Source organism: Vibrio sp. 1562 (assembly GCF_033340155.1).
GTDB classification, from domain to species: domain Bacteria; phylum Pseudomonadota; class Gammaproteobacteria; order Enterobacterales; family Vibrionaceae; genus Vibrio; species Vibrio alginolyticus.
The window spans coordinates 191,396-207,762 of the sequence record NZ_JAWOVY010000001.1; the positions used below are offsets into that span (position 1 = coordinate 191,396).

13 protein-coding genes are annotated in these 16,367 nt (G+C 45.6%); 11 read left to right on the top strand and 2 right to left on the bottom strand.

What is annotated here, in order from left to right; genetic code table 11:
- The first annotated feature begins 68 nt into the window (after positions 1-68).
- Positions 69-323, top strand: a complete 255-nt coding sequence (locus tag R7Z49_RS00885) for a hypothetical protein (protein ID WP_005387084.1) — start codon at positions 69-71, stop codon at positions 321-323.
- A gap of 101 nt (positions 324-424) precedes the next feature.
- Here the strand turns inward: R7Z49_RS00885 and R7Z49_RS00890 are convergent, their stop codons facing one another.
- Positions 425-2,833: a beta-mannosidase gene (locus tag R7Z49_RS00890; RefSeq protein ID WP_017633569.1), complete on the bottom strand. Its 2,409-nt coding sequence runs from the start codon at positions 2,831-2,833 to the stop codon at positions 425-427.
- Positions 2,834-3,136: 303 nt separating this feature from the next.
- Here R7Z49_RS00890 and R7Z49_RS00895 point away from each other — a divergent pair, with 303 nt between their 5' ends.
- Complete coding sequence (locus R7Z49_RS00895; protein WP_318111182.1) at positions 3,137-4,723, top strand: BCCT family transporter; 1,587 nt, start codon at positions 3,137-3,139, stop codon at positions 4,721-4,723.
- Positions 4,724-4,785: 62 nt separating this feature from the next.
- On the opposite strand, the gene R7Z49_RS00900 is transcribed toward R7Z49_RS00895, so the two are convergent.
- Entirely contained in the window at positions 4,786-5,514 is a 729-nt protein-coding gene (locus R7Z49_RS00900) for a UTRA domain-containing protein (RefSeq protein ID WP_005387087.1), read from the bottom strand.
- 210 nt (positions 5,515-5,724) lie between these two features.
- On the opposite strand from R7Z49_RS00900, the gene R7Z49_RS00905 reads away from it, so the two are divergent.
- The 9 genes from R7Z49_RS00905 to R7Z49_RS00945 all read left to right on the top strand — a co-directional run bounded on the left by R7Z49_RS00905 (position 5,725) and on the right by R7Z49_RS00945 (position 16,247).
- A complete protein-coding gene (locus R7Z49_RS00905; RefSeq protein WP_005373851.1) occupies positions 5,725-6,792 on the top strand; it encodes an ABC transporter substrate-binding protein in 1,068 nt (355 codons plus the stop codon).
- Between the two features lie 12 nt (positions 6,793-6,804).
- Positions 6,805-7,629 (top strand): alkaline phosphatase family protein, encoded by an 825-nt coding sequence (locus R7Z49_RS00910; protein WP_005373854.1) that lies wholly within the window; start codon positions 6,805-6,807, stop codon positions 7,627-7,629.
- A complete protein-coding gene (locus tag R7Z49_RS00915) occupies positions 7,626-8,516 on the top strand; it encodes an ABC transporter permease (RefSeq protein WP_257897478.1) in 891 nt (296 codons plus the stop codon). The genes R7Z49_RS00910 and R7Z49_RS00915 overlap by 4 nt, the downstream gene beginning before the upstream one ends.
- A gap of 2 nt (positions 8,517-8,518) precedes the next feature.
- Entirely contained in the window at positions 8,519-9,307 is a 789-nt protein-coding gene (locus R7Z49_RS00920; protein WP_318111186.1) for an ABC transporter permease, read from the top strand.
- Entirely contained in the window at positions 9,304-10,323 is a 1,020-nt protein-coding gene (locus R7Z49_RS00925) for an ABC transporter ATP-binding protein (protein ID WP_005373862.1), read from the top strand. Before R7Z49_RS00920 ends, R7Z49_RS00925 begins: the two co-directional genes overlap by 4 nt.
- 2 nt (positions 10,324-10,325) lie before the next feature.
- The gene (locus R7Z49_RS00930; protein ID WP_318111190.1) at positions 10,326-10,985 is read left to right on the top strand and encodes an HAD family hydrolase; all 660 of its coding nucleotides are present in this window, start codon (positions 10,326-10,328) and stop codon (positions 10,983-10,985) included.
- Between the two features lie 192 nt (positions 10,986-11,177).
- A complete protein-coding gene (locus tag R7Z49_RS00935) occupies positions 11,178-11,834 on the top strand; it encodes a TetR/AcrR family transcriptional regulator (protein WP_021707693.1) in 657 nt (218 codons plus the stop codon).
- Entirely contained in the window at positions 11,821-13,149 is a 1,329-nt protein-coding gene (locus tag R7Z49_RS00940; protein WP_042523281.1) for an efflux RND transporter periplasmic adaptor subunit, read from the top strand. Before R7Z49_RS00935 ends, R7Z49_RS00940 begins: the two co-directional genes overlap by 14 nt.
- Positions 13,146-16,247 carry an efflux RND transporter permease subunit gene (locus R7Z49_RS00945; RefSeq protein ID WP_186585495.1) on the top strand — a complete coding sequence of 1,034 codons (3,102 nt, stop codon included), beginning with the start codon at positions 13,146-13,148 and terminating at the stop codon, positions 16,245-16,247. The genes R7Z49_RS00940 and R7Z49_RS00945 overlap by 4 nt, the downstream gene beginning before the upstream one ends.
- Positions 16,248-16,367 lie beyond the last annotated feature (120 nt).

Below are 16,367 nucleotides of genomic sequence, written 5' to 3' on the forward strand. Positions count from 1 at the left end.
TGATCGGTTGTATAATACGATCCTGAAATATTTTGTTACGTTACCTCGGTAACCCCTGAGACTGCAACATGAACAACAGCAGATGGGTCGGCTTTATAGGCGGCACGATTGTCTTACTTAGTACCTTTATCCTATTCGGATCTTCCGTCCACGCTGCTTGGTACCGAATCCCTGCGGAAGCCATTCATGGTATCGCCTTCACTTTGGCTTTTGGTTTAGGGTTAAACAGCCTGCTGGCGTACGCGACGGCAGTGATTACTCTTGCTGCACTATTCTACATTGGCTTTGTCGTTAGCTATCGGGTCCATCAGAAACTTAAATAGTCTTCTGTCTCAACCTGAGCTTAATAACGGATACTTGGTAACTAAAAAGGGAGCAAACGCTCCCTTTTTAGTTATCAGCATATAGATGTTCTATGCCCGCTTTAATCATTAAGGTGGCATACCCTCAACGACTGCTGCATACCTGAAACATCATCACCTAAATACTCAACCGTCATTGGAACGTTGACCAACAGAGTAAAACTGGAGTCACTGAATCTTCCATCAGCATCACTCTCCAAATGAACAAAAAACGCAGGCTTATCCGCAATCAATGTAATTCGCCTCCCTTCAATAGAGACATCTATATTGGCTTTCGCTATCGGCAAGGTTTTTAGCTCGTGAGTACTAAACCATGTGTTGCTTATTCTGTCTTCACCGATTTGCGCTTCAACATAGAAGAAGCCTGACGTAAGTTCATCCTTCTCGATCAATTCATCCAACTGCCACAAAATCGTATTGCTGTCTGCTATGACTGTTTGTTCTAAGCTCCAACATTGCTTTTCTTCCCCTTGCCAATCTACCCACTTAAGCAGTGCGTTGACGCTTGCGGACTCTTTGGCATCATTGAGCAAATGTAGGCTCAACATGCCTGTATGCTCGGAAAATACCAAATACTGCGGCGCAAAAAAGCGTTTTGCATGGTAGTGCAACTGCTTCCATCGACCACTGTATTCCAAACTAGACCAAGAACTGACAGGCCAATTGTCGTTGAGTTGCCAGTACAGCATGCCGCGACAAACTGGAGAAATGGCACGCCAATGATCGCATGCAGTTTTGATCGCGATTGCCTGCTGAACTTGACTTAAATACAGCATACTCTCAAATCCAGAGGGAAAACGAAAATAGCGCGTGAACATCTCTGTGATAATACTATGACCTCGAGGGTTCTTCTGATGTTGTTCGAAAGTTGGGGATGTAATATTCCAGTCTTGCTCAGGGACAAACCGCTTAACTTCAGCAAAAGATGGCCAAGATTGAAAACCAAACTCAGAGCAAAAACGAGGATTCACGTCAACGTAGGCACTGAATGATTTTCCTGAATGCCAAACGTCCCAAAAGTGCATATCGCCTTTACTATCATCATGCCACGCATCACCGAAATCCAGTTCACCATTACATGGGGAACTTGGCCAGAAACGGCGAGTGCTATCTCGCTCGGTAATCTCCTTCTCAATCATGCGGTTGAGGCGATCGTAGTTTACCGTGTATTTGACTTTGCTGCGCTTAGATTCGTCATACCAACCAATAGCTCCAATCACTTCATTGTCACCACACCAAAGTGCGATTGATGGGTGCTCCTTGAGCCTCGGGATTTGGAATCTAAGTTCTTCTTCTACCTCTTTTAAAAACTCGTCGTTTGATGGGTACAACGAGCAGGCGAACATCATGTCTTGCCACACCAACAAGCCAAGTTCATCACAAAGGTTATAAAAGGTTTCACTCTCGTACTGACCACCGCCCCATACGCGAATCATGTTCATGTTGGCATCAACCGCACTTTGCAAAAGGTTGCGATAACGTGTTTCGCACTCTCGCCCCGGCATTGCGTCAATAGGGATCCAGTTGGCACCTTTAGCATTAATCGGTACGCCATTGACGATAAATTCCATTGCAGAGCCGTGCTCATCAGCTTGGTTATTTAGGGTTAACTGACGCAAACCAATGTTGTGCGTTAACTTTTGCTCTCTGCAAGAAATGGTAATGGGATAGAGATACGCTTCGCCATAACCCGATGGCCACCAGCGTTGAGGCTCAAAAATGTGGAACTGGCAATGATAGTGATCACTTCCTTTTGTTTGAATACATTGACGCTCACCATTAAATTCAACAATCATTTCATGGCGTTGACTGTCCGTTTCCACTTCAACTACTACATCAAGAAACACACTCCCATCGGCTTGCCATTGCTGCTCTGTCGAGAAGCCTTTGAGCCAAAGCTCATTCACAATGTCGATTTGAATGGGGTCGTAAATACCCGATACCATCAAGCAAATGCCCCAGTCCCATCCGGAATGGCATTGTGTTTTGCGGATCAAGTTCATGTGTGGAATTTGGTTGTTGCCCATTGCCGATGGAATAGGAAATGGCAGTTTTTTTGCTCTTGCGATACCTTCTAAATCCGCCCGAGCAAACTCAACCCGAATCGTGTTAGTACCTTGCTTTAAATGCGGTTTAATATCCACACGTTGCTGGGTAAACATGTTGCTGCAAGTTAGTGCTAGCTCACCATTAACATAGAAGGTTGCCAATGTATCGACACGAGTTAGCGTCATCCAAATTTGCTTGGCAGACAACGTAAACGCGTCGACGTCAAACTCACGTGAGATATGCCACTCACACTCTTCAATCCATCGAACTTTGTTTTCATTATCGGCAAAATAAGGATCTGGAATCTGCTCTGCTTGTAAAAGCGCCGACACATTATCGCCCGGAATAAACATTGGAATTTCAAGATTGGGGCGCTGTGGCGAGGTAAGCATCCACTGCCCGTTAAGTTCGAAGTGAGCCATCGAGTTAAACCTTAGCTTGGGAAAAACATGTTTTCTCAATGTAATCCTGATAAACCCATGCAAAAACAAGGGAAATGTTAATTACATACGAAATGCGGTGCATTTCACGTAAAAACTCTTTCTTTTGATCTCTACCCAAAAATCAGCAACTTGGCTAACCTGTTAAAAATTAATCGAAATCTAAGGTTATATTTGCAACTTCGACATGTTAACATCATCGGCTTTTTGAACATCCTCACACTTTTCGTTGAAACGATGTGAGGGGAAATGCACGGCTTCATAGCCCTAAAAAGCGAAGTAATTATGTCAAATATGACGAATGCCGCCTCCCACACAGCGCCTATTCAGGATGCTGACTATTCTGCTATTCATCCCCCATCTTTACTCAAGCGCCTCGAACTCACCAATCCTGTCTTTTGGTTAAGTGGTAGCTTCCTCACTCTATTCGTTTTACTTGCTCTAACGAATACCGACTCTCTAACCGCAATGGTTAACACCGGCTTCGGCTTTGCTACTAAATATTTCGGAGCTTACTGGCAAGTACTGCTTCTTCTGAATTTCCTAATTGGTTTGGCTCTTGCGTTTGGTCGCACTGGTTATGTGCGCCTAGGTGGTCTAGCGAAACCTGATATTGATAACTTTAAGTGGTTGTCAATCGTACTCTGTACTCTACTTGCAGGTGGTGGTGTGTTCTGGGCCGCAGCTGAGCCTATCGCGCACTTTGTGACTGCTCCGCCTCTATACGGGGAAGCCTCACCGAAAACTGCCGCAATCAATGCCCTATCTCAGTCTTTTATGCACTGGGGCTTCTTAGCTTGGGCGATCCTTGGTGGTCTATCTTCCATTGTCTTAATGCACTTGCATTACGATAAAGGCCTGCCTCTTAAGCCGCGTACTCTGCTTTACCCTGTGTTTGGTGATAAAGCCATTAAAGGCTGGATTGGTGATGTTGCTGACGCATGTAGCATCATTGCAGTAGCAGCAGGAACCATCGGTCCTATCGGCTTCTTAGGTTTACAAATTAGCTACGCGCTAAACTCATTGTTTGGCCTGCCAGATACGTTCGTAACGCAAAGTATGGTTATTATGGCGGCGATCCTGATGTATACCCTTTCCGCACTGAGCGGTTTGAGCAAGGGTATTCAAATCGTCAGTCGTTACAACATTATTTTGTCTGTACTATTAATTGGTTACATCCTGTTCTTCGGGCCGACAAGCTTTATCGTTGATGGCTACGTGCAAGGCGTTGGTCGTATGGTGGATAACTTCTTCCCTATGGCACTTTACCGTGGTGATACAGGCTGGCTAAGTTGGTGGACAGTATTCTTCTGGGGTTGGTTTATCGGTTATGGCCCAATGATGGCGATCTTTATTGCTCGTATCTCTCGTGGTCGTACAATTCGCCAATTAATCATGTCTATTAGCATCGCGGCACCGCTGATTACTTGCTTCTGGTTTAGTATCGTTGGTGGCAGTGGCCTTGCGTTTGAACTTGATAACCCTGGTTTGATTTCATCTGCGTTTGAAGGCTTTAACTTGCCCGCAGCACTGCTAGCGATTACTGGTGAATTACCTTACCCAATGATCATTTCGGTTCTGTTCCTGATCTTAACGACAACATTTATCGTGACGACGGGTGACTCGATGACTTACACAATCAGTGTAGTGATGACGGGCTCAACAGAACCAAACGCAGTGATTCGCTCGTTCTGGGGGCTGATTATGGGTATTGTCGCTGTTGCGCTTATCTCAATGGGCTCTGGTGGTATTTCTGCATTGCAGTCTTTCATTGTAATTACTGCCGTGCCTGTGTCTTTCATTTTGCTGCCAAGCATTTGGAAAGCACCCGGCATTGCAAGCAGAATGGCAAAAGAGCAAGGCCTCGTTTAAACCGCCTCTCTAACCAATATGCGAAAAAGAGCCCTTCATTGGGCTCTTTTTAATTCTGCGCTTTATCCTACGCTATCAATGCGAATCATCACTGCGTCTGGACGCCAATACTCGAATTCGCAGTCCATTAAATGCCCATCTTGTTTGTAGTTTACCCGCCGAATTTTCAGAACGGGTTGTCCTTCAGCTAGGTTCAACGCCTTAGCGACATGAGCAGGAGCTGACGTGGGAATCACATCAAAACGAGAGCGCTTTGTCTCGTAACCATACTTCTCACGATAAATGCCTGTCAGGGACATGGTGAGGTTCTCAGACAATATACCCTCAAACAGTGCCGCTTTGAGCACGTTCTCAACAAACAATACCGCTCGCCCATCAATAAAACGTAACCGTTCAATTACATAAATTGGGGTAATTCGCTCCACCTCTAACGATTTGGCATACTCACCTGCGGCCATTTCACTTCGCACGTTGAGTAGCTTAGTTTCTGCAATACGATGCTGCTCTCGAATCATCTGATGGAAGTGAGAACGAGACAACGGGTTGTAACAGATACGCTCAGGAGATACATACCAACCCCGGCGCTCTTCTCGATAAATAAGACCTTCCGTTTCCAAAGACACCAACGCATCTTTGATTGTGATTCGAGTCGTAGAAAACAGCTCACTGAGCTCTCTCTCTGACGGCAGTTTTTGTCCTTCCGACATGATGCCGGAAAGAATCTGCTGTTTTAAGCTGCTTCTAATTTTTCCTAATTGGGTACCAAATTGTCCGGTGCCTGTCGCTCTCATTCTGATCTAGTCCAAGGATAATTTGACGAATAACATAAGGCGTTTACGTAACAAAAATATGACATTAATCAACAGAACACATACTGAACGTATGAAATATAAGTGCCATATAAAATCAGCAAAACTGTCAAATTACTTGCGCTAAATCGTCACATTCCATCCATAGCATACAAAGCGAACTTACTGACCTAGTCCAGAAGGATGGAGACAATGAAAACTTTGCTAAGTCGTTCAATTACCGCACCAGCGGCAATCATTGCGGTAACGCTCGCTACGCCAACAGTAGCGAAAGAAGCCGATATTGAATCTTTGGTAGCAGCAGCACAAAAAGAAGGGGCGGTTTACAGTGTGGGTATGCCTGACAGTTGGGCAAACTGGAAAGACACTTGGGCTGATTTAAAGTCAAATTACAACCTTAAGCACCAAGACACGGATATGAGCTCGGCTCAAGAAATCGCAAAATTCGAAGCTGAGAAGAAAAACGCGACCGCAGACATTGGTGACGTAGGCTTTGCCTTCGCACGTGTAGCGGTTAAAAAAGGCGTCACTCAGCCATATAAACCAACAACTTGGAATGACATCCCAGATTGGGCAAAAGACGAAGATGGTCATTGGGCACTTGCTTACACTGGCACTATTTCTTTTATCTCCAACAATAACCTCGTAAAAGACGCGCCAAAAACGTGGGATGACCTATTAAAAGGCGACTACAAAGTGACCGTAGGTGACGTAGGCGTAGCAGCACAGGCAAACAACGCGGTTCTCGCCGCAGCGTTCGCCAACGGTGGGGACGAATCCAACCTCAAGCCTGCGCTCAAATTCTTTTCTGAACTCGCGAAGCAAGGTCGTCTTTCATTTACCGATCCGAACATCGCCAACCTAGAAAAAGGCGAAGTGGAAGTGGCGATCATGTGGGACTTCAATGCATTGAACTACCGCGACAAAATTGACCGCGACCGCTTTACAGTGAGCATTCCTCAAGATGGCTCTGTGATTTCTGGTTATACAACCATAATCAATAAATACGCGAAGAACCCTAATGCAGCAAAGCTTGCTCGTGAATACATCTTCAGCGATCAAGGGCAAATCAACTTAGCAGAAGGTTATGCGCGTCCAATCCGCACCAACATCACACTGCCTCAAGCAGTGCAAGACAAGCTAATTGCTAATGACCAATACAGCAATGTACACCCAGTGACTGACTTCTCAGCTTGGGAAAAGTCCGCACGTAAGCTGCCACGTCAATGGCAAGAAAGTGTCTTAATCCACCAGCAATAAGAGTAAGTCGTTATGAGCAATAAGGTCATCCTTGTTGTTCTAGATGGACTGAACTATCAGGTAGCCCGTGATTGCATGGGCTACCTCAATGGTCTTCTAGAACAAAGTCGTTCCCAACAAGAAACTCGCGCAACGCTTTATCCTGTGCAGTGTGAGCTGCCCTCTATGTCTCGCCCACTTTATGAGTGCATTTTAACGGGCGTTCGCCCTGTAGAAAGCGGCATCGTAAACAACAATATCGTTCGTCTATCCAAACACGATTCCATTTTCAGTTTGGCAAAAGCCCAAGGAAAAGTGACCGCTGCGGCTGCCTACCACTGGGTAAGTGAGCTTTATAATCGCGCGCCATTTGAACCTGTTCGCGATCGTTTCACGCATGATGAAACCCTGAATATCCAGCACGGCTGCTTTTACCATTGGGATCATTATCCTGATGAAGCCTTGTTCCTGGACGCAGAGTATTTACGCCGCAACTATCAACCTGATTTCTTATTGATCCATCCGATGAATATCGACGATACAGGACATAAGTTTGGCCTAGACTCTCGCCAATACCGCAATTGTGCGCGAGGTGCAGACATTATTCTTTCCAACTACATCGATCAATGGCTTGCTGATGGGTATCAAATCATTGTGACCAGCGATCATGGCATGAACAACGATCTTTCTCACGGTGGGATTTTACCTGAAGAACGAGAAGTTCCCCTGTTTGTCATTGGTGATAAGTTTACCCATCAAGATTGTCATATTAAGCAAACTGATATTTGTGGCACCGTTTGTCAATTGCTAAACCTTGACCACACGAAGCCATACACTCAGGAATTGTTAGCACTATGAGCAGTTCAGTCCTCTCCCCAAGCTCTAGCGAATCACGTTCAAATTTGGCAAGTACTTGGTTAAAGCGCTTTAAGCCAGCCATTTGGTTGGCACCTTTCGCACTGTTTTTCTATCTATTTCAACTCGCACCGATGATTTGGGTGCTGTTAAACAGCTTTATCTACGATGGCGAGTTTGCCCTCGATAACTACATTGAAGTGCTCGACTCCGCCTTTATGATGCAGGCGTTTGGCAACAGTTTGTGGTTAGCTGTGTGGTCGAGCATTTTTGGCTTAGCCATTGCGACTCTGTTGGTCTCTTCTCTGCGCAGAGTCGATTCTAAAGTCCGCGACGGTGTGATTGCGTTTACGAACATGAGCAGCAACTTTGCAGGCGTACCTCTGTCATTCGCTTTTATTATTATTTTGGGCACCAATGGGGCGATTACCCTTTTGCTCAAGCAGTATGGCTTACTCGGTGATTTCGACCTTTATGGTAAATGGGGCCTGCTGGCAATTTACATCTACTTCCAAATCCCGCTGGCGGTGTTGTTGCTCTACCCTGCGTTCGATGCGTTGAGTGATGATTGGCAAGCAGCTGCTGCGCTACTGGGAGCCAAAACATCACAGTATTGGGCGAAAATCGCTCTGCCAGTGCTCTCACCAGCCTTATTCGGTACCTTTATTATCTTAATAGCCAACGCAATCGGCGCATATGCGAGTGTTTATGCGCTGACCTCCGGTAACTATAACGTCATCACAATTCGAATTGCGAGTCTGGTATCGGGAGACCTGTTCCTTGAACCTAATCTCGCCGCTGCAATTTCGGTGATTCTAATGGCGTTACTTGCCTTTATCACAGTGATTAACCAATGGCTCATTTCGAAAAGCTATGCAGGTAGGAAGTAGTCATGAACAACGTTAATACTCGATTCCATAAAACGGTGGTTTATTCCATTGTTGGGATCATGCTCATCCCGATTTTAGCGACCTTTGTCTATTCGCTTTCATCACGCTGGGGTGCCACGGTGCTTCCAGATGGTTTCACTTTTGATTGGTACGTTAAATTGCTGACCGACCCACGCTTTTTGCAAGCGTTTGGGCGTTCGCTGTTTATTTGTATTGCTTCGCTAACCCTCAGTGTGCTTCTGGTTCTGCCAGCGATATTCGTGGTGTTTTACTACTTTCCGAAGCTCGATAAGCTCATGAACGTATTGATTTTGCTACCATTCGCTGTACCACCAGTGGTGTCCTCCGTCGGCTTGCTTCAACTTTATGCTGACAGTGAAATCTCCCTTATCGGTACTCCTTGGATTCTAGTAGGTACTTACTTCACCACCGCGTTACCGTTCATGTATCGTGCGATTTCTAATAGCTTCGAAGCAATTAACCTTAACGATTTAATGGACGCTGCACACTTGCTAGGGGCAAGCACAACCAAAGCGTTTTTGATGGTCATTTTACCTAACCTCAAAAAAGGACTGATGGCATCGCTTTTCCTTTCATTTTCATTTCTATTGGGAGAGTTTGTGTTCGCCAATATTTTAGTCGGCACACGTTATGAAACCCTGCAAATCTACTTGTATAACATGCGTCAGACGAGCGGCCACTTTACGTCTGCCTTAGTGATGACCTACTTCCTATTTATTTTTTTACTGACTTGGTTGGCAAGTCGTTTCAGCCGAGGAGTCAAACAATGAGCTACGTAACAGCGAAAAATCTGACTAAACGTTTTGGTGATAACACCGTATTTGAGGACATTCACTTTAACATCGAGCAAGGTGAATTCATTACGCTTTTAGGCCCTAGCGGTTGTGGTAAATCGACACTACTTCGCAGCCTTGCTGGGCTTAACCCTGTCGATGGAGGCGAGATTTGGGTAAACGGAGAAGATATCACGCATCAAGTCCCGCAAGAGCGTGGTATTGGGATGGTCTTTCAATCGTATGCGCTGTTTCCCAATATGACCGTCGAAGGCAACATTGCATTTGGCTTAAAAATGAAAAAGCTTGCGAATGATGATATTCGACGTGAAGTGGCTAAAGTCATCAAACTGGTGGATCTGGCAGGTAAAGAAAAACACTATCCGCATCAACTTTCTGGCGGTCAGCGCCAGCGTGTCGCACTCGCTCGAGCGTTGGTGGTGAAACCTCGCATATTATTGCTTGATGAACCACTTTCTGCGCTTGATGCCAAAATCCGCAAACACCTTCGTCAGCAAATCCGAGATATTCAGAAAGAGATGAATCTCACCACTATCTTCGTAACTCATGACCAAGAAGAGGCGATGATTATGTCTGATCGTATCTTCCTAATGAGTAAAGGAGAAATTGTTCAAGCAGGAACACCTGAAGAAATCTATACTCATCCTGCTAACGAGTTTGTGGCCGGTTTCATGGGGCACTACAACCTTGTAGAGGCCAATAAAGCCAAGCAACTCTTCAACATTGATACCGAATGGAAAGTGGCGATTCGCCCAGAGTCTATATATGTAAAAGAGCAAGGTCGTCAATATGATAGCCACATCTCAGCGCCACAAGTAGGTACGATCACCAACCACCAGCTTCTAGGTAATGTTATTCGCTATCAAGTGAACGTTGAAGAGTGTGAGCTCACTGTTGACTTGCTTAACCGCTCTTCAGAACGCTTACTAGCGAATGGCAGCCAACTAGAGCTACTCTTTAACCTAAACGAAATTCAACCAGTGAGAGCCTAAACATGTCCAAACCTTTGTATGTTTTTGATATGGATGAAACCCTAATAAACGCTGACTGCGCAATGATTTGGAACGAGTTTATGGTTGAGAAAGGCATCGCGACTGATCCTTTATTTATTATGGAAGATCAGCGTCTAATGGCCTTGTACTCTGAAGGCAAAATGGACATGGAAGATTACCTAGCGTTCTCCTTGAAGCCACTAGAAAACATGCCGATTGAAGAAGTAAACGCCTTGGTTGAAGAATGTGTTGAAAGCCATATTTTGCCTAAACAGTTCCCTCAAGCCAAAACCCTGATTGAGCAACTGTCTCGTGATGGTATAGATATGGTTATCATCTCTGCCAGCGTCACTTTTTTGGTGGAAGCCGTTGGTCGCCGTCTTAATATTCCAACCGCACTCGGAATTGATTTAATCGAGAAAAACAACCGTTATACTGCTGAAATCGACGGTATCCCGAGTTATCGTGAAGGCAAAGTCACGCGATTAAAACAGTGGCTAGAAAATCAGCCTGAGCCTTATTCCGAAATCCATTTCTATACCGATTCAATCAACGATTTACCGCTTTGTGAATACGCGAACTACGCTTATCTGGTAAATCCATGCCCACAACTAAAAGAACACGCCAACAGACCGAATTGGAGTGTGTTAAGTTGGGGGTGATATAGCCTCACAAGACCGTTCTTCCTAAGTAAATACTTTTCTATTTGTTCAAAGAGCAGTTCTTTCTGCTCTTTTTTACTTCTCTTCATCACAAATTAATCACTTGATTAAATACTGATTAATTTTTCACATGTCGCATGAGAAATCAGCGTCTTATAATTAATCAAATGTTTAATATTTTGAGAGAAGATTGTGACGGAAGCGCATCGAAGGGCGGGAAGACCCACAGATAATATCGACGCAAGGGAAAAACTGATTTTCCACGCGCGCGAACTCTTCACCATTATGGCTTATGACAAGGTCTCTACTCGCCTAGTCGCGCAGAAAGCAGGCGTGAACGTGGCGATGATTCGTTACTACTTTGGCAACAAAGAAGGCTTGTTCGAGACCATGTTGCGCGAAACACTGTCACCGATGCAAAAGCAGATGCAGACGTTGGTATCCAACAGTAACGAGCAAAACTTTCTCGATCTAATGCGCACCTACTACCGCGAAATGATCAAGGTACCACAGTTCCCACGCTTAGTTGCCCAAGTTATGAATATGCCCCCATCGGAAACCCAACGCAAACTGCTCGAAAAAGTCTTCGCAGATATCAGTAAGCCAATGCAAGGCGTGATCTTTGATAAGTTGATCGACAGTGGCGTTTTACGAAAAGACGCCGACCCTCAACTTTGTCGCGTCTCTTACATCAGCTTGATGGTATTTCCTTTTATGGCACCACCAGCACTGCTCGCCATTCATGGCATTGAACTTTCTGAAGCCTTCTTGAACCGATTATTCGAACACAACATACAACTGATGAAACATGGATTTTTAGACTCGGGCGACCAATATGAAGATAAATAAAAAGCTGCTGTTCTTTCCTGCTCTTGCGGTGGGGGTCGTCATTCTGTTTTTGGCGATTAGCCTCAAACCAGATTTGCCCGTAAAACCCGCTGGAGATCGTGCACGGTTGGTCGAGACGATTCCACTTGAGCTCAAAGCCATTGCTCCAGTAGCCATAGGGTTTGGCAAGATCGCCCCAAAAGTGGAATGGAAAGCGATAGCCGAAGTGACGGGGAAAGTGGTCTACCGCCATCCGCAGCTGGAAAAAGGACAAGTGTTGCAAGCAGGGACAGAAATCTTGCGAATCGACCCACTCGATTACGAACTGAAACTGGTTCAAGCTCAAGCCGATCTCAAATCTGCTCAAACCTCTCTGGCTAAGCTGAACCAAGAAGAAGCGAATCTCAAAAGCACACTCAAGATAGAAGCCAACCGTCTGGTTATCGCCAACAAAGAGTTAGACCGTAAACAAAACCTACGTAAAAAAGGCCTAACGTCTCAATCGGATGTAGATCAGCAAGAGCAAAGCGCGCTCTCTCAACGTAAGTTAGTACTGGATATTGAAAATCAAATTGGTTTGATGCCGGATGAGAAACGAGTCGCGGAAGCCCTAGTTAAAGTTAATGCATCAAAAGTGGATGAGGCCGAACGCTCGCTTGATAAAACCATCATCACGCTTCCTTACGATTTGCGTATTGCTGACGTAGAAATTGAGAAAAAGCAAGTGGTTAATCTACAACAGACCATGGTGACCGGGCATGGTATTGATGTTATGGAGGTTGAAGCTCAACTGTCCATTCATGACATGCAAACTTTGGCTGCGAGCATCGGTGAGTTTGTTCGTGATGAATCTGGTATTCCACAACCTGATATGAATGCGATTCATGCCAACATTGAACTCAGCAGCGGTAACCTCTCTGCAAGCTGGCCTGCGAAAGTTGCACGCATCAGTGAAACGGTTGATCCAAGCCAAGCGACTGCCGGTGTGATTCTGGAAATTGAACAAGACTACCGTGCATTAAACCCAACCTCTGCGCCTCCACTAGTGAACGGCATGTTTGTGCGAGCCTTGATTGAGGGACAAGAGAACCCGAGTTGGGTCATCCCAGAGCGTGCGCTTCATGGCGATAAGATTTACCTGATGGGCGATGACAATCGTCTGCAAGTCGTGACGGTTGAAGTGTTATATCGCCGAAATAACCAAGTGGTGATCGATGGCGAATTGGAGCAAGGTCAGAAACTGATCATCAACGATTTGCTGCCTGCGATTAACGGCATGCTATTGAAAGAGTCACCTGAACAGTCAGAAACGGCTATTGAGGAGTCTGATTCATGATCCGATTCTTCGCCAAGCACCCAACAGCAGCCAACTTGCTGATGCTAACGCTGCTGATATTGGGGATTTCTTCACTTTCCACGATTAAGCGGGAAACCTTTCCTGAGTTTGATCCGCCCTACATCCTAGCTGGTGTGGTTTACCCTGGCGCTTCCCCGCAAGAAGTCGAAGAGAGTATCTGTGTCCGCATGGAAGATGCTGTTGATGGCCTTGCTAACATTGAAGAAACGCAATGTGAAGCGATTGAAGGCTCTTCGCGTCTTATCTTAAAACTGAATGAAGAAGCCGACATCGGCCGCATGTTGGTCGACGTTCAGACTCAAATCAACTCAATTAATGACTTCCCACAAGAAATTGAGTCTCCTGTGGTCCAAGAGCTAGATTGGAATGAGCCCGTTGTGGATGTCGCGATCACTGCAGACACCACATGGCCAGAGCTAAAAGCCTATGCAGAACAACTTAAACGCACATTAAAGCTCGATTATGATGTGTCTTTGGTTGAAGTTGCAGGCTTCTCTGACCACCAATACCGAGTAGAGTTAGATACTCAAGCTATTCGACAACTTGGCTTAAGTGTTGGTGATATTGCTGAGCAGATTGGTCGTCAGAACGTCAAGCTGCCAAGTGGTAATGTCGAAACGCCAGATAAGAACTTTCTGATCCGCTTTGACGAACGACGCGTGACACCAGAAGAGCTTGAGACTATTGTCGTGGGCTCTGGTCCAAATGGATCAATCATCCGTCTAAGAGACATTGCGACGATTACCGACCGATTTGAATTGGACGAACAGAAAGTCCTCTTTGATGGTCACCCATCTGCCCTACTAAAAGTCAGCAAAAACAAAGAAGACGATGCACTGCGCATTAAAGAACGTGTTGCTCAATTTGTCCAAGAACAACAAGCCATTGCGCCAGATGGTGTGATGCTACAAATGACCAATGATCTTTCATCCGTGCTTTGGGATCGCCTGACCATGATGGTCAAAAACGGTTGGCAAGGTATCATTCTGGTTTTCGCCACCATGTGGTTGTTCTTTAGTTTTCGCTACTCTTTTTGGGTCGCAGCTGGTTTGCCCGTAGCCTTCTTGGGTGGCTTATTTTTGATGGCGCAACTTGGCCTGTCCATCAACATCATGTCTTTGGTCGGGTTACTCATGGCCATCGGTATCATGATGGATGATGCCATCGTTATTGCCGAATCGATTGCCGCTCACCTCGACCGAGGAGAAGAGATCGATGATGCCGTTATCAAAGGAGTGAAAAAGGTACTGCCAGGGGTAATTTCTTCCTTCCTAACTACGGTGTGTATTTTTGGTAGCTTGTTATTCCTGCAAGGTGAAATGGGTGCGGTACTTAAAGCAGTTCCTCAAGTTCTGATCCTCGTTTTGAGTTTGAGTTTGGTGGAAGCCTTCTTGATCCTACCTAACCACCTTTCTCATTCGCTACATAAACAAAAGCAAGAGCGAAAAACACCGAAGTTCAAACAAAAGCTGCTCGCTTCTTTTGAAAACTTCCGCAACACCACCTTGGTCAACGCAGTAGATAAAGTGGTCGAGTATCGCTATGCCTTTATGGGTGGCGTGGTTGCCTTGCTTCTTATCTCCGCGGCCACGTTAGTAGGTGGTTTACTCAAGTTCCAACCCTTCCCTGAATTGGATGGCGACATTGCAGAAGCGCGTATTATTCTTCCTCCGGGTTCTTCTCTGTCTCAAACGGAAGCTGTCGTCGATAAGATCGTCGCTTCCGCTCAAAAGCTAGATAAAGAATGGACAGAGAAAGTGGAAGACGGCAATCCATTGGTTCTACACATCACCAGTCAATTCAACGCTAACGCCGACGCGAATGAATCTGGCCCTCACATTGCCACGGTACGTCTGGATTTGCTGGGTGCAGAGAGTCGTAACACACTCATCGATGAATTTATCGATGCATGGCGTGAAGACATTGGTGAACTTGCCGATCCTATCTCGCTGGTATTTAAACAACCGACCATGGGGCCGGGTGGACGAGCGATTGAAATTCGAGCGAAACATGATGATCTTGATGCGCTCAAAGCAGCCTCTATCAACATTCAGCAATACTTGAATGAGTTTGACGGTGTCCATGGCGTGTTGGATGACATGCGTATGGGTAAAGAAGAAGTCTTGGTTAAACTGCGTCCGGGAGCGGAAGCTTATGGGATTAACGGCCAACTCATCGCCAATCAATTGCGCGCGGCTTTCTTTGGCCAAACCGCAGACGAAATCCAAGTTGGAGTAGAAAATATTTCCATCGAAGTTCGCCTTGATAAAGCGCAAGCTGGTGACTTACAGCAATTGGCAAACTTCCCAATTATCTTGTCCGATGGAAGTCAAATTCCGCTCGCGACCATTGCTACTTTGGATTTCCAACGTAATTACGTAAGAATCCAGCGCATTGATGGCTTGCGCACCGTGAGCGTATTCGGCGATATCGACAATACGAAAGCCAACTCAACCGCCATTATTCGTCAGTTCCAACAGGATGAAGCGCCAAAGCTTATGCAAAAGTATCCTGGTCTTCGCTTTGATTTTGAAGGCGAAGCCAAAGATACCGCTGAAACTGGCGCATCAATGGGTAAAGGCTTCTTGCTTGGTTTGTTTGGCGTGTTTGCGATTCTGAGTTACCAATTCCGCAGTTATTTGGAACCATTCGTCGTCATGCTTGCGATTCCCCTCGCTTTTATTGGCGTGGTATGGGGACACATCCTACTCGGTCACTCATTAAGTATGCCAAGTATGATGGGCTTCGTCTCATTAGCAGGGATTGTGGTGAATGACTCGATTCTGTTAGTTCAGTACATACGCCATCATGTGGATGAAGGGGATAATGTGCATGACTCGGTAGTCAAAGCCAGTCGGGAACGCTTTAGAGCAGTATTCCTAACATCAATGACCACTGCAGCAGGTTTGCTTCCGTTGCTGACTGAAACCAGTTTGCAAGCACAGGTTATCCAACCACTGGTTATCTCTATCGTGTTTGGTATTTTCGCATCCACTCTGCTGGTGTTGTTTATGATCCCTGCTGCGTATGCCATTTTAGCTGACTTCGGCCTAGTCCATAAGCACGAAGAAATCTAAAACGACTGATAAGTAAACTTATCAAAATGAACAAGAGCGGCTTAGGTCGCTTTTTGTTCAATACCAACACGTTAAAAAACACACAATCACTTAACAAACAGAGGGTTATTGTGTCTCATT